The 22,920-nt window shown below is 69.7% G+C and carries 21 protein-coding genes; 8 read left to right on the top strand and 13 right to left on the bottom strand.

Annotated elements, in window-relative coordinates; genetic code table 11:
* Positions 1–104 precede the first annotated feature (104 nt).
* Positions 105–1,043, top strand: coding sequence for a DUF2690 domain-containing protein (locus tag O7621_RS22370; protein ID WP_282231076.1), 939 nt, complete (start codon positions 105–107; stop codon positions 1,041–1,043).
* On the opposite strand, the gene O7621_RS22365 is transcribed toward O7621_RS22370, so the two are convergent.
* Positions 1,025–1,777: a spermidine synthase gene (locus O7621_RS22365; protein WP_282231075.1), complete on the bottom strand. Its 753-nt coding sequence runs from the start codon at positions 1,775–1,777 to the stop codon at positions 1,025–1,027. The genes O7621_RS22370 and O7621_RS22365 overlap by 19 nt on opposite strands.
* 309 nt (positions 1,778–2,086) lie before the next feature.
* Between O7621_RS22365 and O7621_RS22360 the strand changes: the two genes are divergently transcribed.
* From O7621_RS22360 to O7621_RS22335, 6 genes are all read left to right on the top strand, one after another.
* Positions 2,087–5,077, top strand: coding sequence for a family 16 glycoside hydrolase (locus tag O7621_RS22360; RefSeq protein WP_282231074.1), 2,991 nt, complete (start codon positions 2,087–2,089; stop codon positions 5,075–5,077).
* A 246-nt stretch (positions 5,078–5,323) separates the two neighbouring features.
* A complete protein-coding gene (locus tag O7621_RS22355) occupies positions 5,324–6,298 on the top strand; it encodes an ABC transporter substrate-binding protein (protein ID WP_282231073.1) in 975 nt (324 codons plus the stop codon).
* Between the two features lie 80 nt (positions 6,299–6,378).
* Positions 6,379–7,164 carry an ABC transporter permease subunit gene (locus tag O7621_RS22350; RefSeq protein ID WP_282231072.1) on the top strand — a complete coding sequence of 262 codons (786 nt, stop codon included), beginning with the start codon at positions 6,379–6,381 and terminating at the stop codon, positions 7,162–7,164.
* The gene (locus O7621_RS22345) at positions 7,161–8,009 is read left to right on the top strand and encodes an ABC transporter permease (protein ID WP_282231071.1); all 849 of its coding nucleotides are present in this window, start codon (positions 7,161–7,163) and stop codon (positions 8,007–8,009) included. Before O7621_RS22350 ends, O7621_RS22345 begins: the two co-directional genes overlap by 4 nt.
* Positions 8,002–8,802 (top strand): ABC transporter ATP-binding protein, encoded by an 801-nt coding sequence (locus O7621_RS22340; protein ID WP_282231070.1) that lies wholly within the window; start codon positions 8,002–8,004, stop codon positions 8,800–8,802. The genes O7621_RS22345 and O7621_RS22340 overlap by 8 nt, the downstream gene beginning before the upstream one ends.
* A 28-nt stretch (positions 8,803–8,830) precedes the next feature.
* On the top strand, positions 8,831–9,721 hold the full coding sequence (locus tag O7621_RS22335; RefSeq protein ID WP_282231069.1) for a PaaX family transcriptional regulator C-terminal domain-containing protein: 891 nt from the start codon (positions 8,831–8,833) through the stop codon (positions 9,719–9,721).
* Here the strand turns inward: O7621_RS22335 and O7621_RS22330 are convergent.
* From O7621_RS22330 to O7621_RS22315, 4 genes are all read right to left on the bottom strand, one after another.
* The gene (locus tag O7621_RS22330) at positions 9,645–11,165 is read right to left on the bottom strand and encodes a long-chain fatty acid--CoA ligase (RefSeq protein WP_282231068.1); all 1,521 of its coding nucleotides are present in this window, start codon (positions 11,163–11,165) and stop codon (positions 9,645–9,647) included. The two genes, O7621_RS22335 and O7621_RS22330, sit on opposite strands and share 77 nt — an antisense overlap.
* Before the next feature lie 71 nt (positions 11,166–11,236).
* Positions 11,237–11,689 (bottom strand): MaoC family dehydratase, encoded by a 453-nt coding sequence (locus tag O7621_RS22325; protein ID WP_282231067.1) that lies wholly within the window; start codon positions 11,687–11,689, stop codon positions 11,237–11,239.
* A 19-nt stretch (positions 11,690–11,708) separates the two neighbouring features.
* Entirely contained in the window at positions 11,709–12,590 is an 882-nt protein-coding gene (locus tag O7621_RS22320) for an amidohydrolase family protein (RefSeq protein WP_282231066.1), read from the bottom strand.
* 27 nt (positions 12,591–12,617) lie between these two features.
* The gene (locus tag O7621_RS22315; RefSeq protein WP_282231065.1) at positions 12,618–13,544 is read right to left on the bottom strand and encodes an SDR family NAD(P)-dependent oxidoreductase; all 927 of its coding nucleotides are present in this window, start codon (positions 13,542–13,544) and stop codon (positions 12,618–12,620) included.
* An 84-nt stretch (positions 13,545–13,628) separates the two neighbouring features.
* On the opposite strand from O7621_RS22315, the gene O7621_RS22310 reads away from it, so the two are divergent.
* Positions 13,629–14,096, top strand: coding sequence for a MarR family winged helix-turn-helix transcriptional regulator (locus O7621_RS22310; RefSeq protein WP_282231064.1), 468 nt, complete (start codon positions 13,629–13,631; stop codon positions 14,094–14,096).
* A gap of 22 nt (positions 14,097–14,118) precedes the next feature.
* On the opposite strand, the gene O7621_RS22305 is transcribed toward O7621_RS22310, so the two are convergent.
* The 8 genes from O7621_RS22305 to O7621_RS22270 all read right to left on the bottom strand — a co-directional run bounded on the left by O7621_RS22305 (position 14,119) and on the right by O7621_RS22270 (position 22,876).
* Entirely contained in the window at positions 14,119–14,874 is a 756-nt protein-coding gene (locus tag O7621_RS22305) for an IclR family transcriptional regulator (protein ID WP_282231063.1), read from the bottom strand.
* A gap of 24 nt (positions 14,875–14,898) precedes the next feature.
* Complete coding sequence (locus O7621_RS22300; protein WP_282231062.1) at positions 14,899–15,915, bottom strand: PDR/VanB family oxidoreductase; 1,017 nt, start codon at positions 15,913–15,915, stop codon at positions 14,899–14,901.
* Complete coding sequence (locus O7621_RS22295) at positions 15,912–16,148, bottom strand: hypothetical protein (RefSeq protein ID WP_282231061.1); 237 nt, start codon at positions 16,146–16,148, stop codon at positions 15,912–15,914. Before O7621_RS22295 ends, O7621_RS22300 begins: the two co-directional genes overlap by 4 nt.
* Positions 16,145–17,185, bottom strand: a complete 1,041-nt coding sequence (locus tag O7621_RS22290) for an aromatic ring-hydroxylating dioxygenase subunit alpha (RefSeq protein ID WP_282231060.1) — start codon at positions 17,183–17,185, stop codon at positions 16,145–16,147. Before O7621_RS22290 ends, O7621_RS22295 begins: the two co-directional genes overlap by 4 nt.
* A 116-nt stretch (positions 17,186–17,301) precedes the next feature.
* Complete coding sequence (locus O7621_RS22285; RefSeq protein WP_282231059.1) at positions 17,302–19,644, bottom strand: glycoside hydrolase family 3 N-terminal domain-containing protein; 2,343 nt, start codon at positions 19,642–19,644, stop codon at positions 17,302–17,304.
* 69 nt (positions 19,645–19,713) lie between these two features.
* The gene (locus O7621_RS22280; protein WP_282231058.1) at positions 19,714–20,571 is read right to left on the bottom strand and encodes a carbohydrate ABC transporter permease; all 858 of its coding nucleotides are present in this window, start codon (positions 20,569–20,571) and stop codon (positions 19,714–19,716) included.
* Between the two features lie 2 nt (positions 20,572–20,573).
* Positions 20,574–21,572, bottom strand: a complete 999-nt coding sequence (locus tag O7621_RS22275) for a sugar ABC transporter permease (protein WP_278169518.1) — start codon at positions 21,570–21,572, stop codon at positions 20,574–20,576.
* Entirely contained in the window at positions 21,569–22,876 is a 1,308-nt protein-coding gene (locus O7621_RS22270) for an extracellular solute-binding protein (RefSeq protein ID WP_282231057.1), read from the bottom strand. The genes O7621_RS22275 and O7621_RS22270 overlap by 4 nt, the downstream gene beginning before the upstream one ends.
* Between the last annotated feature and the right edge of the window lie 44 nt (positions 22,877–22,920).

Raw genomic sequence — 22,920 nt, 5'->3', positions numbered from 1 at the left:
CTATCCAACGGGCAGCTGCGTCGAGGCTGATACTGGCGTGGACCGGCTCGTAAAGCACTGGCTTGACCGCTGTTGACACCAGGTTTACGCGTTCAGGAGAGGCCATGACGGATCAAAATGGACACGCCGGCGCTCGTGGTTCCGCCGCCGGCCCGCTCGGTGCCTTCATCACCGATCTCGAACAGCTCCGACGCGATGCCGGGCAGCCCTCGTTGCGCAAGATGGCGGAGCGGGCCCACTACTCGCACACCGCGCTGTCCAGCGTGTTGTCCGGAACCCGGCTGCCCTCGCTGGAGCTGACCTTGGCGTTCGTCCGTGCCTGTGACGGCGACGAGGACACCTGGCGGCAGCGGTGGGGACAGGTCGACGCACTCGTCAACGGTGCCGCGCAACCGGCCGACCGGCCCGCCGTACGCGAGCCGCACGTCTCCCGCCGGGCGCTGACGGCGACCGGCGGGTTCGCTGCTGTCGTCGCCGCGGTGATCCTGGTGCCGACGTCGGTAATCGACCGGCTCGGCGGGGCGGTGCAGGAACCCGTGGCGACCTCGGCCGTCGTGTCACCGGCGGCGGACGGCGCGGACCCGCAGCAGGAACAGTGCCACCTCGACGCGGTGAGCACGCACACCGTGCAGGTCCCCGACCGGGACCCGACCCAGCCGCCCTACGGCAGCCTCACCCTGCGTTACTCCCAGCGATGCCAGGCGGCCTGGCCACTGTTCGTCTCCACCGAGCGGGTGCCGACCGGGGTCACCATCCGGCTGTCCATCAGCCGTCCGTCCGACGGGGCCGTCAGTCGGTTCGACTATCCCTATCTGGTGCCGAGCCAGGTGTACAGCGTGTACGGCAATGTCCTGCGGACCACCGAGGGGTGCGTCGAGGTCGCGGTCGAGATCAGCAGCGCGGACGACCGCGCCGCGTTGGCCACTGCGGCGACCCCGTGCGTCCGTCCCGACCCGGTCGGCACACCGACCGCGCTGCAGGTCCGCGACCTGCGCGTTGCGGTGGCGGCTCCGTCGATCGCCGCTCAGCCGGGCGTTGGCTGACCCGGTTCGTCTGGCGGCCCTGCCTGGGTCTGCGCCAGGTACACGGTGTTGGCCGAGTCGGTGCCGAGCAGCGGGTTGCGAAATGTGACCACTTCGGTGCGGACCTGCGGGAACACCCGGCCGAGCGCTGCGGTGAACCCGGCTTCCGGTGGGTCGTCGGACCACAGCGCGAACACGCCGCCGGGCCGTAGGTGGCCAGCCAGGTGCCGCAGACCGTCCGGCTGGTAGAAGGCGGCATGCGACTGGTGCAGGACATGCCCGGGGGAGTGGTCGATGTCGACGAGGACGGCGTCGAACCGTCGCCCAGGTGCGGCCGGGTCGGGGCCGGCCGCCGCAGTCAGGGCGAAGAAGTCGCCGGCCACCAACCGGCACCGGGGATCCCCGACGAGTGCTTCTCCGCCCGGCACCAGACCGCGTTGGTGCCACCCGATGACGTCGGCCAGCGCCTCGACGACGATCAACGACCGGACCCGTGGGTCCCGCAGTACGGCGTGGGCGGTGTAGCCGAGGCCGAGCCCACCGACGACGACATCGAGTTCTTCGCCGGCCAGGTCCGCCAGGGCGAGCCGGGCCAGCTCGACCTCGGCGACGGTGAACAGGCTCGACATCAGGTACTCGTCGCCCAGTTTGACCTCGTACACGTCGCGGTCGACGACGGGGTCCCGCCGCCGCCGCAGGCTGATCTCACCGATCGGGGTCTGCCGCCAGTCAAGTTCCTCGAAACGCGCGGCCATCGGCACTCCTTCTGATGGGCGCAGGTCGGCCCGCCGACTCTACCGTCTCGTGCCGGTGTGCCGGGTGGACGCATATTCCGCCGACCGCCCTGACGGCCGGTCCTTCGACGGACGTCACGGCCCCTGCGGGATCTTTTGTCTTTCAAGAGCAAAAGTTTGATCCGATTGCTCAGAAGATCTTGCCACTTCAGCGAATGTAACCCATGATGTGCCGCAGCCGTGCTTCGAGATCATCTCGTCCACCGGGCAGGCAACCCCTCGGCGATGGTTGCGATCGCGGCGCTCATCAGCACCCTTGAAGGGGGAGGAATGTCTCCACGCCCGCCAGGAACACGTGGCCCGGCAATACTCGTTGTCACCGCCCTGCTCGCTTCACTGGCCGCCGTCAGTTCGTCACCGGCCGCTGCCCAGGTCGCCGACCTGCCGCCGCAGGAGCCGGGTGTCACCCTGCGTACGTATGACATCGGCGTACCGCTGACCGAGATCTGCACCCTCAAACCCGGGCAGACCCCGAACGTCGACAAGTTGATGCCGATCGTCGACTGGTCAACGGCGGACGACTTCGGGCAGGAGGACAACTTCGTCACGCACGCCCTCGCGAACCTGCACGTCGCCGCCGCAGGCACGTACACGTTCCGGCTGGTCAGCGACGACGGCTCCCGTCTCTACATCGACGACGCGGTGGTCATCGACCACGACGGGCTGCACGGGGCGACCCCGATGGACGGCGCGGTGGCCCTGACCGAGGGTTACCACGCGTTGCGGGTCGAGTACTTCGAGGCCGGCGGTGGGCAGGAGCTCACCCTGTCCTGGCAACCGCCGGGCGCCGAGGAGTTCGCCGTCGTGCCCAACTCCGTACTGAGTACCGACGCCGGCGTGGTCCGGGTGACCGCGCCCGGCCGCAAGGCATGCCAGGGGGTCACCGACACCCCCGGCGACGGGCTTCCGCTGGACGCGGTACACCCCGACTACACCCTGACCGACCTGCGGCCGGACGGGTTCGAACCGCAGGTCTCGGGCATGGACTGGACCGAGGACGGTCGACTGGTCATCGCCACCTGGGGCGGCAGTGAGGAAGTTCTCGGCGAGGTCTACATCGTCGAGAACGTCACCGGGCCGACCAGCGCCGAGCAGGTCACGTACAAGAAGGTCGCCAGCGGCCTGCGGGAGCCGATGGGCCTGGCGGTGGTCGACGGCACCATCTACGTCTCGCAGAAGCACGAGCTCACCGAGCTGCGTGACACCGACGGTGACGAGGTCGCCGACGAGTACCGGACGGTGGCCAGGTGGCCGTACGGGGGCAACTTCCACGAGTTCGCCTTTGGCCTGCTCTACCGGGGCGGACACTTCTACCTCAACCTTTCGGTGGCGATCGACTACGGCGGCGCCACCACCGACCCGCAGCCGATCGGCAACCGGGGCACCAGCATCAAGGTGAACCGGCGCACCGGCGAGGTCAGCTACATCGCCGGTGGTCTGCGCACCCCGAACGGCATCGGTTGGGGCCGGGACCAGGAGCTCTTCGTCACCGACAACCAGGGTGGCTGGCTGCCCGCCTCCAAGCTGGTGCACATCGAGCAGGACCGGTTCTTCAACCACTACACCAACCCGGACGGGCCGTTCGACGCCAACCCGGTCAGTAAGCCGGCGCTCTGGCTGCCGCAGAACGAGATCGCCAACTCGCCGAGCACCCCGGTGCGGATCAAAAAGGGCCCGTACCGGGACCAGTTCCTGATCGGTGACGTCACCTACGGTGGGCTGCAGCGCGCGTACCTGGAGGAGGTGCACGGCGAATACCAGGGCGCGGTGTTCCGGCACACCCAGGGACTCGAGGCCGGCGTCAACGAGGTCTCCATCGGCCCGGACGGGGCGATCTACGTCGGTGGGCTCGGTGCCGACGGCAACTGGGGCCAGGCCGGCAAGCTGCGGTACGGGCTGCAGAAGCTGACCCCGAACGGCAACCGGACGTTCGACATGAAGTCGATGAGCGCCACCCCGAACGGCTTCAAGATCGAATACACCCGGCCGCTGTCCACCGAGACGATCCAGGACATCGCCGGTCGTTACCAGATCAAGCAGTGGCGCTACGCGCCGACCCCCACGTACGGCGGACCGAAGGTCGACGAGGAGACGCTGACCGTCCGCGAGGTCATCGTCTCCAACGACCGTCGGACGGTCCGGGTGATGGTCGACGGCCTGCAGCAGGGCCGGGTGGTGCACCTGCGCTCGCCGCGCTCGTTCACCGCCTCCAACGGCGAGGAGTTGTGGAGCACCGAGGCCTGGTACACGCTGAACGCCATCCCGGGTGCCCAGCCGGACCGTGTCTTCTACGAGGCCGAGGAGGGCTACCAGCAGGGCAGTGCCCGGTACGACACCGAGCACGCCGGCCACTCGGGCGTCGGCTTCGTGGCCGGGTTCGGCGAGTTGAACGCCGCCAACACCGTGCACGTCGAGGTCAAGCGCAACGGCGAGTACGAGGTGGGGCTGCGTTACAGCAACGGCCCGAACCCGTTCCAGGGCGACAAGACAGTCAGCATCTACGTGAACGGCGAGAAGGTACGGCAGACCGTCCTGCCGACCACCGTCACCTGGAAGGAGTGGGCCACCAAGACGGAACTGCTCACCCTGCGTCGGGGCATCAACGCGATCCAGTACCGGGTGGACGCGACCGACACCGGTCACGTCAACCTGGATCTGATCACCGTCCGTAAGCCGGGTGAACGGATCGTGTTGTTCGACGGCGGCAACCTGTCGGAGTGGCAGCACACCGACGGGCGCTCGGCGAGCTGGCCGCTGGTCGGTGACGGGGCGATGGAGGTCTGCTGCGGCGATCTGCGCACCCGGCAGGCGTTCGGCGACTTCCGGCTGCACGTCGAGTTCAAAGTGCCGCAACTGCCGCCGGACGTCACCGGGCAGAACCGCGGTAACAGCGGCGTCTACCTGCAGGAGCGCTACGAGATCCAGATCCTCGACTCGTACGGGGACCCGACCCTGGACAACAACGAGGCGGGTGCCATCTACCTGCAGAAGCCGCCGGACGTCAACGCCGCGAGGCCGCCGGAGACGTGGCAGACGTACGACATCACCTACCGTGCGGCCCGCTACGACAGCGCCGGTGAGAAGACCTCCGACGCCCGGGTCACCCTGGTCTGGAACGGTGTGACCGTGCACGACGACGTCGCCATCACCGGCCCGACCGGCGGCAACATCCCCGAGGGACCGGCGACCGGGTCCATCCGGCTGCAGGACCACCAGAACGCCGTGCAGTACCGCAACATCTGGATCGAGCCGATTAGCTGACCCAGGTACGACAGCCGCGCCGGACCGGGGATCCCGGTCCGGCGCGGCCGCGTGCGCGACCGGTCAGACAGCGATATTCAACTTTTCCGTGACGGTCGTCAGAATTTGTTGACATCTGACGGCCTCGTAGCCGAGCATGGCCACCACGGCAGGGTGACTCCGCTCACATCGATACGTATCTGCGCGGGGTGGGCCTACTGCCGGGATTGACGCACCCCACGACCTCCGCCCCGGAAGGCCTCGTCAGTGAAGAAGACACTTACCTTCGGGCTGATCGCCACCATGGTGTTCGCCCTTACCGCTTGTACCGACTCGGACGCGACCTCGACCGACGACCAGACGGACGGCGAGCTGCGTCAGGTCCGGGTCGCGGCGCTGCCGATCACGGAAACCGCCGCACTGTGGGGCGGCATCGAAGCCGGCATCTTCGCCGAGCGGGGGATCGAGGTGGAGGTGCTGCCCGCACAGGGTGGCGCCCAGGCCATCCCCGCCCTGATCAACGGGGACATCGACTTCGCCATCGGTCAGCCGTTCGGCCCGTTCCGCGCCGACGTGCAGGACCTCGGCGTCGTGCTCATCGGCAACTACGCCTCCTCTTACGCGGAGGGCGACGACATCAACGCCGTGGTGGCGTCCGCGGCGTCCGGCATCACCCGTCCCGCCGAACTCGCCGGGCGTCGGGTCGCGGTGAACAGCCTCGGCGCGGCCGGCGACGTGACGATCATGGCGGCGGTGGAGCAGGACGGGGGAGACCCGACGACGATCGAGTTCGTCGAGGTCGCCTTCCCCGACGTCCCGGCCCAGCTCGAAGCCGGCAACATCGAGGCGGCGTGGGTGCCGGAGCCGTTCGTCACCCAGCTGCGCGACCGCGGCGACGCCGTCGTCGTCGAGCCCTACCAGGCGGTCATCCCCGGGCTGGCGACCCTGACCACGATCACCCTCGCGGACAGCCTCGAGTCCGACGCCGAGCTGATCGGCGACTTCTCGGCGGCGATGCAGGAAACGCTCGAGTGGGCGCAGGACCCCGCTAACGAGACGGACGTCCGACAGGCGATCAAGGACAACCTCGAGCTCCCCGAGGCGGTCGCCGATTCGGTCCGGCTGCCGGAGTTCGGCTGGGAGCTGGACCGGGCGAGCCTGGAGACGCTCGCGACGCTTGCCGGCGAGTACGGCGTACTGGACGAGCAGCCGGACTTCGACCGCCTCATCCAGCAGCAGTAGCCGTACGGTCCCGCCCGCTCCGGCACCCACCGCGAGCGGGCGGGACCGCCCACCACGGGAGCGACATGCACGTGTTGTCCATGCGGCGTCCCCGTTCGCCGCGCAAGGTTCTGCTGGGCGGCGCCGGCCTGCTCGGGTTCCTCCTCATCTGGCAGCTGGTCCCGACCCTGGGACTGGTCAACTCGCAGTACCTGCCCTACGTCACCGACGTGCTCGTGCGGCTCGTCGAGGAGTTCCGTGACCTCGCCTTCTGGCGTCGGCTCGGGCTCACCATGACGTCGTGGGGGATCGGTCTGTCGGTGGCGACGGCTGCGGCGGTCGCGTTGGGCGCGGTCGTCGGTCTGGTGCCCTTTCTGCGCCGCGCCACCCACACGATGGTCGAGTTCCTGCGCCCGATTCCCTCGGTGGCACTCATCCCGCTCGCCGTCCTGATGTTCGGCATCCAGATGCGGGCCGCCCTCGTCATCATCATCTACGCGTCGTTCTGGCAGGTATTCGTTCAGATGATCTACGGCGTCGCCGACGTCGACGCGGTCGCCCGGGACACCGCCCGCAGCTTCGACCTGACCCGTTGGGAACGTCTGTGGTACCTGGTCCTGCCGACCGCGCTGCCGTACCTCATGACCGGCGTCCGGCTGGCCGCCGCGGTCGCGCTCATCCTCGCGATCACCGCTGAGATGGTGATCGGAAACCCGGGCCTGGGCCAGATGATCGAACTGTCCCGGTCCGCCGGCGACGCCACCGGGCTGTACGCCTTCGTCGTGGTCACCGGGCTGCTCGGGCTCGGCGTCAACCTGGTTTTCCGGTACATCGAGCGCCGATCGTTGTCGTGGCACCAGTCGGTGCGAGGGGAGCAGGTCCAGTGAGCACCCGGACCGTCGCCGTGACCGCCCGGACCATCCCGGGGACCGGACGACCGCACCGACGACGCGGCGTCGGGCGCCGCGTCGTCGGCGGGTTCCTCTACTCCCTCGGTCTGCCGTTCCTGCTGCTGGTGCTCTGGGGTGTGCTGTCCACCTCGTCGACGAACAGGTTCTTCCCCGGACCGGTCGCGATCGCCGAGTCCTTCATCGACACCTGGGTCGGCGCGGCGTTCGTCGAGGACGTACTGCCGAGCCTGTACCGGCTGGCCCTGGGGATCCTCGCCTCGATCGTGCTCGGTGTCGCCGCCGGCACCCTCATCGGTCTGTTCGGCTGGCTGCGTGAGCTGCTCGAACCACTGCTGGAGTTCTTCCGGTCCATCCCGCCGCCGGTGCTGATCCCCGTCGTGATGCTGCTGCTCGGGATCACCGACACCATGAAGGTGGTGGTGATCGTCTCCGGCGCGCTGTGGCCCGTCCTGCTGAACACGATCGACGGGGTCCGGGCGATTGACAGTGTCATGTCGGAAACCGCGGAATCGTTCCAGGTCACCTGGTGGGAGCGGCTCTGGTTCCTGGTACTGCCCGCGGCGAGCCCGCGCATCATGGCCGGCGTGCGGCAGAGCCTGTCGGTGGCGCTCATCCTGATGGTCATCTCGGAGATGTTCGCCTCGTCCGCTGGTCTCGGTTACCGGATCGCCTACTTCCAACGGAACTACCTCATCGCCGAGATGTGGAGCGGCATCCTGCTGCTCGGTCTCGTCGGTGTCCTGCTCGCCGTGACGTTCGGTGTCGTTGAGCGGCGGGTGTTGCGCTGGTACCACGGAATCAGGGAGGTCAACCGTGCCTGACCGCGATGTCCTGTTGCAGGTGGAGCACCTGTGCAAGGTCTACGAATCGGCCACCGGCGATGTCGAGGCGATCGGCGACGTCAGTTTCACCATGGACGCCGGTGAGCTGCTCTGCGTCGTGGGGCCGTCGGGTTGTGGCAAGACGACCCTGCTGAAGTGTCTCGCCGGTCTGCTACGGCCGACGAGCGGCCGGGTCGAGATGCACGGGGCCCCGGTGACCGGCCCGAGCCCGGCGATGGCCGTCGTCTTTCAGGAGTACGGCCGCAGCCTCTACCCGTGGCTGACGGTCCGCGGCAACGTCGAGCTGCCGCTGCGCCACAAGCGGTTGTCCAGCGCGGCACGGGGAAAGCTGGTGGCCGACGCCCTCGACGCGGTGGGTCTGGGCCACGCCGCCCGTAGCCACCCGTGGCAGCTGTCCGGTGGGATGCAGCAGCGGGTGGCGATCGCCCGCGCCGTCGCGTACCAACCGGAGGTGCTGATCATGGACGAGCCGTTCGCCGCAGTCGACGCCCAGACCCGGGCTGACCTGGAGGATCTCGTACGTGAGCTGCACACCTCGCGCAACATGTCGATCGTCTTCGTCACCCACGACATCGACGAGTCGATCTACCTCGGCGAACGGGTCCTCGTACTGTCCAGCTCACCAACCTGGGTGCAGGAGGATCTGACCGTCGACCTGCCACCCGGCCGTGACCAGATCAACACCCGGGCACTGCCCCGCTTCACGCAACTGCGCACGCACGTGTACGACCAGATCCAACGGGCCAAACGGGGGCAGGCCGTGGCGCCATGATCGTACCGTCGATCGATCCGTCCGGGGGATGACCGTGCGCAGCCGTCAACCGAAGCAGTTGCTGCTCGCCTTCTTCGGTGAGTACGTCGTCGACGACGATCCGGGTCCGATCCGGGCCAGCGCGTTGATCGGGGTGCTCGAAGGAGCCGGCGTCGCCGCCCCAGCGACCCGGGCCACCCTGGACCGGCTCGTACACAGCGGCATCCTCGCGCGGAGCAGAAGCGGTCGGGAGATCTCCTTCGCCCTGACCGGACACGGGTCAGCGGTCCTGCGCGAGGCGACGGACCGGGTCCGCGGCCCGCACCCGTTCGATCCGCAGGGCACCGGATGGACGCTGGTCACCTTCACCATCCCGGAGGGCCAGCGTACGTTCCGTCACCGGCTGCGGTCGACCCTCACCTGGGAGGGCTTCGCGCCGCTTCGCGACGGGTTGTGGCTGGCGCCCGGCGAGGTCGACCTCGCCGGCTCCCTGGAACCGCTGCGCCAGGATCTGCCGCCGAACACGGTGATCGCCTTCCACGCGCGGGAGTTCGCGGATTTCCCGATCGCCGACAGTGTCCGCTCGGCGTGGGACATCGAGGCGATCCGGCGCGAACACCTGGCGTTCATCGAGGTCTGGGACGACCCGGGTGCGGTGACACAGGCGCCGAGCGCCTTGACGGTGCGGATGATGCTCGTCGCGGACTGGCTCGCGTTGCTGCGTGTCGACCCGAGACTGCCCCGCGAGTTCATGGACGAGGACTGGCCGGCGACGAGATCGACGCAGGTGTACCGGCAGGTACACGAGCGGCTGGCCGCCGCGTCCGACGCGGAGTTCGCCGCGCTCGCCACCCGCCCCGGGCCTAGCCGCCGAACCGGGCCCGCAGGTCGGCCTTCCGCACCTTCCCCGACGCGGTCCGGGGCAGCTCGGTCACGATGACGACGTTCTTGGGCAGCTTGTAGCGGGCGATCTTGCCGTCCAAGTGGGCGCGTACCACGTCGAGGTCGACGACGGTGCCTTCCCGGACTGTCATGATCGCCCACGGCACCTCGCCCCACTGTGGGTCGGGCACCCCGATGACCGCGACCCCGGTCACCCCGTCCACTTCACCGAGCAGGAGTTCGATCTCGGGCGGGTAGATGTTCTCGCCCCCGGAGATGATCATGTCCTTGAGCCGGCCGACTATGTAGAGGTATCCGTCGGCGTCCAGGTAGCCGAGGTCGCCGCTGCGGAACCAGCCGTCCGCAGTGAACGACCGGGCCGTCTCCTCGGGCAGCCGGTGATAGCCGGCGAAGACGTTCGGGCCGGTGATCTCGATCTCGCCGACGGTTCCCGCCGCAGCCAACTCGCCGCGTTCGTCGGTGACCCGGACATCGGTGAAGAAGTGGGGCAGGCCGACGCTGCCCTGCTTCGCCCGGGTCATCGCCGCTGACAGCGCGGTGGCGCCCGGTGACGTCTCGGTCATCCCGTACCCCTGTGAGAAGGACAGGCCGCGTTCCTCGTAGGCGTTGAGAATGCGGGTCGGGACGGCCGACCCGCCACAGGTGAGCTTGGTCAGGGTCGACAGGTCGGTCGACGGCCACTGCGGGTGGTCGGCCATCATCTGGTAGGTGGTCGGCACCCCACTGAGCATGGTCACCCGGTGCCGCTCGATCTGGGCGAGCGCCCGCCCCGGATCGAACCGTTTCTCCAGCACCAGCGTGGCGCCCTTGAGCACGACCGGTAGCGCGCCCATGCCCAGCGACGCGACGTGGAACAGCGGCGAGATCATCAGCGCGACGTCGGTGGAGACGACGTCGTAGTCGACGATGGTATTGATCGCAACCCAGGTCAGGTTGCCGTGGGTCAGCACCGCGCCCTTGGCCCGGCCGGTCGTGCCCGAGGTGTAGATGATCGCGGCGGGGTCGTCCGGGGTGACGTCTGCGGTGTCTCCGGGCGCGGCATCACCCGGCAGCGAGTCGAGGCCGGGACGCTGCGCGGTGCCGGCCCCGGTGACGACGACATGCCGGGTCGGTACGGTGCCGACTACCGGGGCGAGCCGGGGCGCGAACTCGGGATCGTGCAGGAGAACCGCGGCACCGCTGTCGGTGAGGACGTGAGCGATCTCGGGCGGCGCGAGCCGGGTGTTGACGGGTACGAACACGGCGCCCAGTTGGGCGGTGCCGAACATCGTCTGCAGGAACTCGGGACTGTTCTCGCCGAGGTAGGCGACGGAGTCTCCCTTGCCGACGCCGAGGTTCCGCAGCACTGCCGCGATCCGGTCCGCTCCGTCAGCGAACTGCCGGTAGGTGATGGTCGACTGTTCGCCGTGCACGAGGGCGATCCGGTCCGGGGCGGTCCGGCGGCGCCTGGACAGCCAGGCGCCGATTCCGTGCTGATGCATCGGCGACCTCCTGATGAGGGAGCGGACTCCTGGTAGAGGAACGGATTCCTGGTGGGAGCCGACGGCAGGGCTCAGGCATAGAAGCGGTACAGGCCCCGGGCGACGACCGCGGGTTTGGCTCCGCCCTCGATCTCAATCGTCTGGTCGACGGTGAGCTGGTACCCGCCGGGAACCTCGGTGACCTCGGCGATGACGGCCCGCATCCGTACCCGCGACCCGACCACCACCGGCGCGGGAAACCGCACCTTGTCGAGACCGTAGTTCACCTTCGTCGACACGCCCGTCACATCGAGCAGTTCCGTCCAGAACGGAACGGCGAGGGAGAGGGTCAGAAAGCCGTGGGCGATCGGCGCTCCGAACGGCCCCGCCTTCGCCCGCTCGGGTTCGACGTGGATCCACTGGTGGTCGTCGGTGGCGTCGGCGAACAGGTTCACCTGCTCCTGGTGGACCGTCCGGTAGGCGGTGTATCCGAGGTCGGTGCCGGTGAGCTCACCGAGCTGCTGGAACTCGACAGTCGTCGTCACAGGATTCCTCTCGTCCTGGTCACCCGGTCAGGCGCAGCAGCCGGGCGGCGTTGTCCTTCAGGATGCCGGGGAGCACGTCGGGTTTGAGGTCGATGTTCGCCACGTCCCGAAGCCATCGGTCGGGGGTGAGCAGCGGATAGTCGGTGCCGAACAGCACCCGGCGCTTCAGGATCGAGTTGGCGTGGCGCACCAGCTCCGCCGGAAAGTACTTCGGGCTCCACCCGGACAGGTCGATCCAGGTGTTGGGTTTGTGTGTCGCCACCGACAGCGCCTCGTCCTGCCAGGGTACCGACGGGTGCGCCATGATGATCTGCAGATTCGGGAACTCGGCGGCCACCGCGTCGAGCAGGATCGGATTGGACAGCCCGAGCCGCAGGCCGTAGCCACCGGGCAGGCCGGCACCGATGCCGGTCTGCCCGGTGTGGAACAACGCCGGCACGCCCGCCTTCTCAATGAGGCTCCACAGCGGCGCGTACTCGTCGTGGCTCGGATCGAAGCCCTGCACTGTCGGGTGGAACTTGAAACCGCGTACTCCCTCGTCCTCGACGAGACGGGCGGCGAGTTCGAGTGCGGCGTCGCCGGTGCGCGGATCGACCGAGCCGAACGGGATGAGCACGTCCGCGTGGTCGGCGGCGGCTCGGGCGATCTCGCTGCTGGACAGCGGTTGGTGGGCCAGCTGGGTGCCGGCGTCGACGGTGAACACCACCGCGGCCATCTGGCGCTCCCGGTAGTGCTGCGCCACGGCCTCGACGGCCGGGCGTGGGCCGTCGGTCCGGAAGTACTTCGAGGCGGCCACGACGAGCGGCTCGGGCAGCGAGGCGTGGCCGTGGCCGTCCACCTCGATGTGCACGTGCACGTCGATCGCGGTGATCGCGGCCAGGTCGATCGCGGGTTGGTACATGCTCGGCACCCTCCGTCCGGCCGCAGGTCAGGAGACGTCGGTCCGGAACTCCTCGGGGAGTTCCGGGAAGCGTTCGCCGACGCTCTGCAGCGCGTCGGCGAACTGCGTCGGCCACGCGGCGGTCAACGCGTCGAAGGACCAGCCACCTTCGCGGTACGCGGTCAGCGCGGCCTCCGGGTGGGTCCAGATCTGGATGCGGTCGCCGCCCACCCCGATGACCTGGCCGGTCACGCCGGCGGCGGCGTCGGAGCCGAGGAAGGCGATGAGCCCGGCCACGTCGTCGGCGGTACCGAACCCGAGATCGTGCCGGAAGAAGTCGGGCATCGGCTCGCCCTGGTCGGCGGCCCGCACCGCGGCGGCGAAGTAGGGGACGGTGGCGGTCATCGCGGTCGCGGCCACCGGCACGACCGCGTTGACGGTGATGCCGGCCCGCTTGAGCTCCAGCGCCCAGGTCCGCACCATCCCGACGATGCCGGCCTTGGCGGCGGCGTAGTTGGTCTGTCCGAAGTTGCCGCGCTGGCCGGTCGGGGAGCCGATGCAGATGATGCGCCCGCCCTCGCCGGCCTGCCGCAGGTGCCGGACGGTTTCCCGGACGGTGGTGAAGGTGCCCCGCAGGTGCACGTTGACGACGGTGTCGAAGTCCTCGTCGCTCATCTTCCACAGCACCGTGTCCCGCAGGATTCCCGCGTTGGTGACCAGGATGTCGAGTCGACCGAAGCGCTCGACCGCGGTGGCGACGAGGGCCTCGGCGGTCTCGGTTGGACCGACCGGTGCGACCAGCGCGGCGGCGCGTCCGCCGGCCGCCTCGACCGCCGAAACGGCCTGGTTCGCGGCCTCGGCGTCGACGTCGTTGACCACGACGGCGGCACCCTGCCTGGCCAACTGCTGGGCGTAGGCCAAGCCGAGACCCTTGCCGGAACCGGTGACGATGGCGACTTTGCCGTCCAGGGACATCGGGAACTCCTTCGCGTCGCAGCCGATCGAATCATGAACCGTTGAGGAAGTCAATTATTGCCGAAGCTTGCTACCATGGCCGGCATGACCGCGAGCGAGAAGCCCCAGCCAGCGGGAACCGCCCGTCTACGGCACGGTCTTCTCGGCGAAGACCTCAGCTTCCTGCTCGCCCGAGCCAACGCCCTCAGTCTGACGGCGGCGAACTCGGCCCTGGCCGAACACGGTCTGAAGGCCCGGTCCTTCTCCGTCCTCGCGCTGGCCGTCCACGACACCCGCCCGACCCAACGGGAGCTGGCCGAGTTTCTCCGCCTCGACCCGAGCCAGGTGGTCGCCCTCATCGACGACCTGGAAAAACGTCACCTGGTCGAGCGGCGGACCGACCCCGCCGACCGGCGCGCCAACGTCCTCGTCGCCACCGATGCCGGCCGGGCGCTGTTCGCCCGGGCCCATGAGTCCGCGCGGGCGGCCGAGGCCGGCCTGCTGTCCGGCGTCACGCCCGAGGACCGGCAGCGGCTGGCGCGGATCCTGCGGCTGCTGGCGTTTCCCGACTGACCGCGGCCGAGGTCGTCACGGGCTATCGGACCCCGGGCCGGGCGACCGCCCGGGAGATCGCCCGCCCGGCCGCCTGCACCAGCGGTGCCAGGGCCACCGGGTCGGCCCGGTCGTGGGCCACCACCAGCGAGATCGCCGCCATCACCCCTTCCGGCCCGGTGATCGGCGCGGCGACCGACAGGGCGTCCATCGTCACCTGCCGGTCGCTCACCGCGTAACCGGCCCGCCGCACCCCGGCGAGTTGCCGGCGCAACGCCGCCGGATCGGTGACGGTCCGCTCGGTGTACCGCTCCAGCGCAGCGCCCAGCACCTGCTCCTGCACCGGCACCGGCGCATGCGCGAGCAGCACCAGCCCGACCCCGGTGGCGTGCAGGGCGAATCGGCCGCCGACGCGGGTCAGCACCGGCACCGCGTGTCGACCGGCGATCCGTTCGACGAAGACGAGCTCCAGGTCCTGCCGTACGGCGAGCTGGACGTTCTCGTGGGTCACCTCGTACAGGTCCTCCATCACCGGCAGCGCGAGCTCCCGCAGACCCAGTCCGCGGGGCGCCAGCGAGCCCACCTCCCACAACCGCAGCCCGATCCGGTAACGGCCGTCCGCGCCGCGCTCCAGCGCGCCCCAGCCAACCAGCTCCGCGACCCGCCGGTGCGCGGTGGGTACCGGCAGTCCGGCCCGTCTGGCCAGCTCGCTCAGCGTCAGCGCCGGATCGGCCGGGCTGAACGCGGCGAGCAGCGCCAGCACCTTGCTGGTGACCGACCGACCGGGCTGCGTACCCATTCCGCCATCATCGCCGTCGGCCGGTCACAGCTCCAGTACGAGTCGGGGGGTACGTGACCGGGAGACACAGATCAGCATCGTGTCACCGGCAACCCGTTCCTCCTCGGTGAGCAGACTGTCGCGGTGTTCGGGCACCCCGGCCAGTACCGTGGCCTCGCAGGTGCCGCAGGTGCCCTCGCGGCACGAGGAGAGCACTGCGACGCCGGCCTGCTCCACCGCGGCCAGGATCGACGTCCCGGGCGGCACGGACACCGTCCGGCCGGACAGCGCCAACTCCACCTCGACCACGCCGTCGGTGCCCGCCCGGTCGCGGTCGCCCGCCCGGCCGCCGTCACCCTGGTCGCCGCCGTCACGCTGGTCGACACCGCCGCCGCCCGACGGCGTGAACCGCTCCACCCGCAGGCTGCCCGCCGGCCACGCCCGGCACCGCTGCCCCACCGCTGCGATCAGTGCCTCCGGCCCGCAGCAGTAGACCAGCTCGTCACCCGGAGCATCGAGCAGTCCGGCCAGGTCGAGCAGGCCCGCCTCGTCCTGCGGGTACAGGCGTACCCGGTCGCCGTAGCGCTGCCGTAACTCGTCGGCGAACGCCATCGTGGCGCGGCTGCGTCCGCCGTACACCAGTCGCCAGTCGGCTCCGGCGGCGTCGGCGGCGGCGACCATCGGCCGGATCGGGGTGATGCCGATGCCGCCGGCGATGAACAGGTACCGCTCCGCCGTGACCAGCGGGAAGTTGTTCCGCGGCCCGCGGACCAGCACCTGCGTGCCGGGAAGGAGCCCTTCGTGGACGTGCCGGGAGCCGCCCCGTCCGCCGGGTTCGAGCTGCACCGCGAGCTGCAGCGCGGCGCGGTCGTCCGGCTCACCGCAGAGCGAGTACGGGCGGACCAGACCCGGGCCCAGCAGCAGGTCCACGTGCGCGCCGGGGGACCAGCCGGGCAGCTCACCGCCGGTCGGGTGGGCCAGGGTCAGCACGACGACGCCGGTCGCCACCTGCTCCCGGCCGACGACCACCAGCTGCATCGTGGTCGGACTGTCAGCGCTCATGCCGGCACCGAGGCGCGACGGGCGGCATCCGCAGGCGTCCGCCGCGCCGCCGGCACCGCCCGCGGCGCGAGGTGGTCACGCGGGTGGTCGAGCAGCCACTGCCACAACTCGACCGGATCGTCGGCGGTCCGTTCGGCGCCGCAGTGGCAGGTGCCCTGCAGGGTGTCGGTGCCGGGCAACCAGTGGATCCGGTACAGCCGGTCGCCGGTGGGCAGCCAGTCGGGGACGGTCACCGGGACGCCCCTACCGTCGGTGCTCCGAGCATCCGTTCGATCAGGCGTCGAGCGGCGAGGCCACCGGTGTCGATGTTGATGCTGAGCTCCTGGTACCGCTCCGGTTCGGCGGCGATCACCTGCTCCAGGGTGTTCAGCGCGGTGACGTCCTGCATGACCACCGTGTGGTTGCTCTGGTAGAGGTACTCGCTGACCGACTCGTCGTCGACGGCGAAGTCCCGAGCCACCGCCCAGAAGTCGTAGGTGGTGTGCTCGGTCGACGGGGTGATCGCGTAGACGATCTCGGCGTGGAACGCGGCACTGTCCGGGCCCTCGGCCGGTGGGTACACCCCCTGCGGGGCGATCCGGCTGTGCAGCAGATAGAGACACGGCGGGTGGTACTCGATGTCCTGCCACCGGGTGATCCGGCCCTGGATGCCGGTCGACCGGGCGTAGAAGGGCGGGCACTCCGCGTCGTCCATGTGCCGACTGACGTGGACGACGCCCTTCTCCTCGTCCACCGTCGTGGTGATCGGCGTGTTCGCCACCTCGGGTGTGCCGATGTAGCCGCCGTGCAGGTAGGTCTCGTGGGACAGGTCCATCAGGTTGTCGACCAGCAGGCCGTACCGTGCGTTCAGCGGTGCCATGCCGCGCACCACCGTGTATCCGGGGTCGTCCAGCCAGGGCGCGCGGGGAATCGTCCCCGGGTCGGGTTCGGCGTCGCCGATCCACACCCACACCAGCGTGTCCTGTTCGACCACCGGGTACCCGGCGACCCGCGCGGTGCGCGGGATGCGCTGCTGGCCCGGCACGAAGACGCAGCTGCCGGTCTCGTCGTAGGTGAAGCCGTGGTAGCCGCAGACGATCGTGTCGCCGTCGAGGCGGCTCTGCGAGAGTGGGAAGCGTCGGTGCACACACCGGTCGGCGAGTGCCACCGCCGTGCCGGCGGTGGTGCGGTACAGCACCAACGGCTCACCCAGGACGGTTCGGGCGAGCAGCTCCCGTCCGACCTCGTTGCTGTACGCGGCCACGTACCACTGATCACGGGCGAACGGCATGTGACTGACCTCCCTGGCTCACGACGGCCGGACGGTCGTATGGTCCCGGATGGCCCAACGCACCCGGGACCCCCGCTTTCACCCAGTGGAAGCTCAGCTCGCCGACAGATGGATGGTCAGCGCACCTCGGAGGCCGTCCACCGGGGCGACGCGTTGGTGACCGGCACGGTCGGCCCGACCAGGTCGATCCGTCCCTGCGCCAACCGCTGTGCGCTGGTGCCCACCCAGATCTCGACCTCGCCGGGCTCGACCACCCGGGTCAGGGTGCGGTCGGCGAACGCCAGCCTGGCGGTGGGCACGGTCAGCTCGACCGTGACCGTCCGACCCGGCTCGAGATGGACCCTGCGGTAGCCGAGCAGCTGCGCCACCGGCCGGGTCACCGAGGCCACCACGTCGTGGCCGTAGAGCTGGACCACCTCGTCGCCGGCGACCGCCCCGGTGTTCGTCACCTGTACCGTCACCACCAGCGCCCCGTCGGTTGGCGCCGTCGCCGGCACGGTCAGCTCCGAGTAGGTGAACGTGGTGTAGGACAGCCCGTGACCGAACACCGCCGGTGGGGTCACCGACAGGTTGGTCACCTCGTTGCCCTCACCGAGCGCCGGGTGCAGGTACGAGTACGGCTGCGCCCCCGCCGATCGGGGCAGGCTGACCGGCAGCCGGCCGGACGGGTTGACCCGCCCGGAGAGCACCCCGGCGACCGCCGCCGCGCCCTCCTCCCCGGGGAAGAACGCCTGCACCACCGCGGCGCACCGGTCCAGTGCCCAACCGATCGCGTACGGCCGCCCGGTGAGCAGCACCAGGACCACCGGGGTCCCGGTGGCCAGCACGGCCTCGACCAGGTCGCGCTGCACCCCGGGCAGTTCCAGGTCGTCGGTGTCGCAGCCCTCGCCGACCGTGCCGCGGCCGAACAGCCCGGCCCGGTCTCCGACGACCAGTACGGCGACGTCGGCGGCGGTGGCGGCGGCGACGGCCGGCGCGAAGCCGGACCGGTCGGGGTCGTCGACGTCGCAGCCGGGCGCCCAGCTGACCAGTTCGGCGCCGAACTCGGCCCGTACCGCGTCGAGCACCGTCGGCACCTCGATCCCCGCCGCCACGCCAGGATGCTGCGGCAGTACGTGGTTGACGAACGAGTAGCACCCGAACAGGGCACTGGCCAGGTCGGCGTTCGGCCCGATCACCGCCAGCCGGCGACCCGCCGGCAGCGGCAGGACGTCCTGGTTGGAGACCAGAACGACGGACCGCTCCGCGAGTCGACTGGCGATCGCCCGGTGCTCGGGCGAGTCGAGGTCGATCTCCCGGGGCGGATCCTCGCTGAAGGTGGCGTCGAGCAGCCCCAGTTCCTGCTTCTGGCGCAGCACCCGCAGCACGGCCCGGTCGAGCAGCGCCTCGTCGACCTGGCCGGAGCGGACCGCCTCCGGCAGGGTCAGATAGGCGTCGCCGGTCGGCAGTTCGAGGTCGACGCCGGCGGTCAGCGCCTGGACCGCCGCCTCGGTGTGGTCGTTCGCGACGTGGTGCAGCAGCTTGAGGAACGCCACCCCGAAGTAGTCCGCAACCACCACACCGTCGAACCCCCACCGGTCCCGCAGCACACCGGTGAGCATGGCCGGGTCGGCGGCGACCGGCACCCCGTCGATCTCGGCGTACGAGTGCATGACCGAGCGGGCGCCACCGTCGAGCAGCGCCATCTCGAACGGGGGCAGCAGCACGTCGGCGACCTCCCGCGGGCCGGCGTGCACCGGAGCGAAGTTGCGTCCGGCCCGCGATGCGGAGTAGCCGACGAAATGCTTCAGGGTGGCGTGCACCCCCTGGGACTGCAGACCCCGGATGTACGCGGTGCCGATCGTGCCGACCAGGTACGGATCCTCGGCGATGCACTCCTCGACCCGGCCCCAACGGGGGTCGCGGATCACGTCGAGCACCGGTGCGAGGCCCTGGTGCACACCGAGGGTCCGCATCGACGAGCCGATCGACGCCGCCATCTCGGCGACCAGGTCGGGATCGAAGGCGGCTCCCCACGCCAGCGGTGTCGGGAAGGTCGCCGCCTGCCACGCGGAAAGGCCGGTCAGGCACTCCTCGTGGACGATTGCCGGGATGCCGAGCCGGGTCCCCGTCACCAGCTCGGACTGGAACTTCCACAGCCAGGCCGCACGCGCCGCCGGGTCAACGGGACGGGTGCCGTACGCCCGGGTGACGTGGCCGAGCCCGTGCCGGGAGAAGTCCTCGAGCCGGGCGGCCGCGCCGAACTCACCCTGCATCGGGGCGACCGACTCACCGTCCTCCTTCTCCCAGAAACCGACCAGCTGCGCGACCTTCTCCTGGACCGTCATCCGGTCCAGCAGGTCCCGGACGCGGGCCTCGCCGTCGGGTACGTTCCGCCGGTCGGGCCGCTCCGGCCGGTCGTGGTGCGGACCGGTCTGCACCGGCTCGCCTCCGTCCACCGTCGCGCGGACCTCAGTCATGCTGTGCCTTTCCGTGTCGTGCGCGTGCCACGTCGTCGCGGGCACGGCCGTTGTACGTGCCGGGGCCGGTCAGCCCTTGACGGCACCCTGCAGACCCCCGACGATCTGCTTCTCGGCGATCGTGAAGAACAGCAGCGCCGGCAGCATCGCCATCGAGGTGAAGGCGAGAATTCCGGCGGTGTCCGAAGTGTACTGACTCGAGAAGTTCTGCACACCCAGTGGCAGGGTGTGCTGGTCGGCGTCACCGAGGACGAGCAGCGGCAGCAGGAACGCGTTCCAGCTCGTCACGAACGCGAGGATCCCGACGGTGACCAGCGCGGGACGCGACAGCGGCAGCATGATGCGCCAGAGGAAGCCGAGCCGCCCCGTGCCGTCGATGGCCGCCGCGTCCTCCAACTCGCGTGGCACGGCGGTCAGGAACGGACGCAGGATCACGATCGTGAGCGGCAGCGCGAAGGCGATCTGCGGCAGGATCACCGCGAAGTAGGAGTTGATCAGGTTCATGTCGCGCAGCATCAGGTAGAGCGGCAGGATCGCCGCCCCGGCCGGGAAGAGCAGACCGAGGGTGAAGAAGGTGTAGAGGACCTCCCGCCCGCGGAAGGTGTAGCGCGCCAGCACGAACGCGGCGCAGAGTCCCAGCGTCACGACGCCGAGCGTGGTACCGAAGGCGACGATCGCACTGTTGACGGTCTGCAGCCAGAAGTCGCTCTCGGTCATTACCCGGACGTAGTTGTCGACCACCCATGGATCGGGTAGCGCGGCCGGGTCGGCGATGATCTGCGGAGTGGTACGGAAGCCACCGATGATCACGTAGATCACCGGAACGATCGACACCCCGGCCACCGCGAGAGCCAGCGTGTAGGTGAGCGGACTGCCCCACGATGAATCCCGGCGGCGCTTGGTGCGGGGAGCGGCGACTGCGGTCACGGTCAGTTCCTCCTTCCGGTCACTGCGCCCTCGATGTCCCGGCGGAGGAGGAAACGCTGGAACAACAGCGCCGCGACGAACGAAATCGCGAACAGGATCACGGCGATCGCGTTGCCGTAGCCCCAGAGCCGGGCAAAAAAGCCATTGTCCACCATGTAGGTCGCCATCGTGGCCGAGGCGCCCAACGACCGGACCGCAGGCACCGAGGTCACCCAGATCACGTCGAAGACCTGCAGCGAGCCGATCATCGACAGGAACATCCAGATTCGGATCGTGGGCCCCAGCAACGGCAGGGTGATGTGGCGTTGAATCTGCCACCAGCCGGCCCCGTCGATCTCGGCCGCCTCCGTCAACTCGGTCGGCACGTTGGACAGACCGGCGAGCAGCAGGATGATCGCGAAGCCGACGTACTTCCAGGTGAGGACGAACAGCAGGGTCCAGATCACCAGGTCGAGGTCGGCGAGCCAGGGCCGCACCAGGGCGCCCAGCCCCACCGACCGCAGCAGCGCGTCCGCGGTGCCGCCGTCGGTCAGCAGCAGCTTCCACATGATGCCGGCGGTGACCTCGGCCAGCACGTAGGGCACGAAGACCAGCAGGCGGAACACCGTACGGCCGCGGAACGGCCGGTTCAGCAGCAGGGCGATGCCCAGCGCGATGGGACCCTGCACCACCAGCGATCCGATCACGATGAACGCGTTGTTGCGCAGCGCGTCGCGGAAGATCGGGTCCTGGAAGGCGAGAACGTAGTTGTTCAGGCCCACGAAGTCGGTGGGCGGCCCAACCCCACGCCACCGGAACAGGCTGTAGTAGAACGCGAAGCCCATCGGGACCAGCACGAAAATCACGTAGACGATCACCGCCGGGGTGGTCAGTCCGATGATCTCGTACCACTTGCGTCGGGTCTCGGCCGCGCGGGACGAACGGCGCCCGGCACGCCGGACCCCCGCCGGGGGCGCGGTGGCGCCGCCGGCGGGGCTCGGGTTTCGGCTGATCGTGGTCACTTGCTTGCGGCCGACTTCATTGCCGTGACGACGTCCTCGGGCGAGCCGTTACCGGCGAAGATCGCGACGATCGCGTCGTTCATCGCGCTGCCGACGGTGCTGCCGAAGGCCGTGTCCAACCAGAGCTGGACGTAGCTGGCGTCGGTCGTGGCCTGCAGGATCGACTGGAGCGCGGGGTCGGTCACGGCCGCCGCCGCCTCCGGGGCCACGGGCAGACCGGTGCCGGTCTCGGCGTAACCCGTCTGCACCTCGGGGCTGACGATGTACTTGAGGAACTCGACGCACTCCGCCGGAGCGTTCTTGGCGCAGGCGAAGCCGTCACCGCCACCGAGGGCCGCGGCCGGGTCACCGGCGGAGCCGGCGATCGCCGGAACGGGGAACCAGCCGATGAACTCGGCGAGCGCCTCCGGGTCGGAGGCGACCGTGTCCAGCGTGCCGCGGTTCCAGTCGCCCATCAGCTCCATGGCGGCCTGTCCGTTGGCGAGCAGCCCGTTGGCGCTGGTCGGGTCGTTCTGACCCGGGGTGGCGATGAAGTTGTCCTGGAACGGCTCGGTGGCGATGAAGGCCTGCAGGTCCTCGCCGGCCTTCACCCAGCACGGGTCGTCGAAGTTCAGCTCGGTCGTGGCCGACCGGAGGGTCTCCACCGAGCAGGCGCGCAGGGCGAAGTTGTACCACCAGTGCGCGGCCGGCCACTTGTCGCCGGCGCCGAGCGCGATCGGGATGACGTCGATCGCCTTGAGCTTGGTGACCGCGTCGTTGAGCTCGTCGAAGGTGGCCGGGGGAGCGTCGATGCCGGCCTGGTCGAACAGGTCCTTGTTGTACCAGATGCCTTCGATGCCCATCCGGTACGGCAGGCCGTACTGTCGGCCGTCGGCCTGCCAGATCTCCACCGAGGAGCCGATGTTCTCGACCTCGGCCTGCACCTGGTCGGTGATGTCCTTGAGGTAGTCGGCCTCGGCCTGCTCGCGCAGCTCGCCGCCGCCCCAGGCCTGGAAGATGTCCGGCGGGTCGTTGCTCAGCAGGGCGGCGGGCAGCCGGGTGCGCTGCAGCTGGTTGGTCTCGATCGCCTCGATCTCGATCGTGACGGTCGGGTGGAGCGCGGAGAAGTCGTTGGCGACCTTCTCCCAGTACTCCTTGCCGGGCCCGTCCTGGGAGGCGTTGTGCCACCAGGTCAGGGTCACCGGGTTCTCGTACAGCTCGCCAGCGGGCTCGGTGCCGTCGTCACCGTTGCTGCATCCGGCGGCTAGCAGGGAGCTGGTCAGAAAGAGCGCTAGGACGGCGCCTGCGCGGCGCGGTATTGCCATCTTGATCTCCTCGACTGGTCAGTCGGGTGCTTGGCCTGTCGGGG

This window comes from Solwaraspora sp. WMMD937, from assembly GCF_029581175.1.
In the GTDB taxonomy this organism is placed as follows: domain Bacteria; phylum Actinomycetota; class Actinomycetes; order Mycobacteriales; family Micromonosporaceae; genus Micromonospora_E.
Note: the sequence above shows the minus strand (reverse complement) of the source record. Positions and strands in the feature narration are given on the sequence as shown.

Coding starts and splice junctions, on each gene's coding strand:
- O7621_RS22365 (WP_282231075.1), bottom strand. CDS start 1,777: ATGGCCGCGCGTTTCGAGGAACTTGACTGGCGGCAGACCCCGATCGGT.
- O7621_RS22360 (WP_282231074.1), top strand. CDS start 2,087: ATGTCTCCACGCCCGCCAGGAACACGTGGCCCGGCAATACTCGTTGTC.
- O7621_RS22290 (WP_282231060.1), bottom strand. CDS start 17,185: ATGCCGTTCGCCCGTGATCAGTGGTACGTGGCCGCGTACAGCAACGAG.
- O7621_RS22285 (WP_282231059.1), bottom strand. CDS start 19,644: ATGACTGAGGTCCGCGCGACGGTGGACGGAGGCGAGCCGGTGCAGACC.
- O7621_RS22300 (WP_282231062.1), bottom strand. CDS start 15,915: ATGAGCGCTGACAGTCCGACCACGATGCAGCTGGTGGTCGTCGGCCGG.
- O7621_RS22350 (WP_282231072.1), top strand. CDS start 6,379: ATGCGGCGTCCCCGTTCGCCGCGCAAGGTTCTGCTGGGCGGCGCCGGC.
- O7621_RS22335 (WP_282231069.1), top strand. CDS start 8,831: ATGACCGTGCGCAGCCGTCAACCGAAGCAGTTGCTGCTCGCCTTCTTC.
- O7621_RS22310 (WP_282231064.1), top strand. CDS start 13,629: ATGACCGCGAGCGAGAAGCCCCAGCCAGCGGGAACCGCCCGTCTACGG.
- O7621_RS22305 (WP_282231063.1), bottom strand. CDS start 14,874: ATGGGTACGCAGCCCGGTCGGTCGGTCACCAGCAAGGTGCTGGCGCTG.
- O7621_RS22320 (WP_282231066.1), bottom strand. CDS start 12,590: ATGTACCAACCCGCGATCGACCTGGCCGCGATCACCGCGATCGACGTG.
- O7621_RS22315 (WP_282231065.1), bottom strand. CDS start 13,544: ATGTCCCTGGACGGCAAAGTCGCCATCGTCACCGGTTCCGGCAAGGGT.
- O7621_RS22330 (WP_282231068.1), bottom strand. CDS start 11,165: ATGCATCAGCACGGAATCGGCGCCTGGCTGTCCAGGCGCCGCCGGACC.
- O7621_RS22370 (WP_282231076.1), top strand. CDS start 105: ATGACGGATCAAAATGGACACGCCGGCGCTCGTGGTTCCGCCGCCGGC.
- O7621_RS22270 (WP_282231057.1), bottom strand. CDS start 22,876: ATGGCAATACCGCGCCGCGCAGGCGCCGTCCTAGCGCTCTTTCTGACC.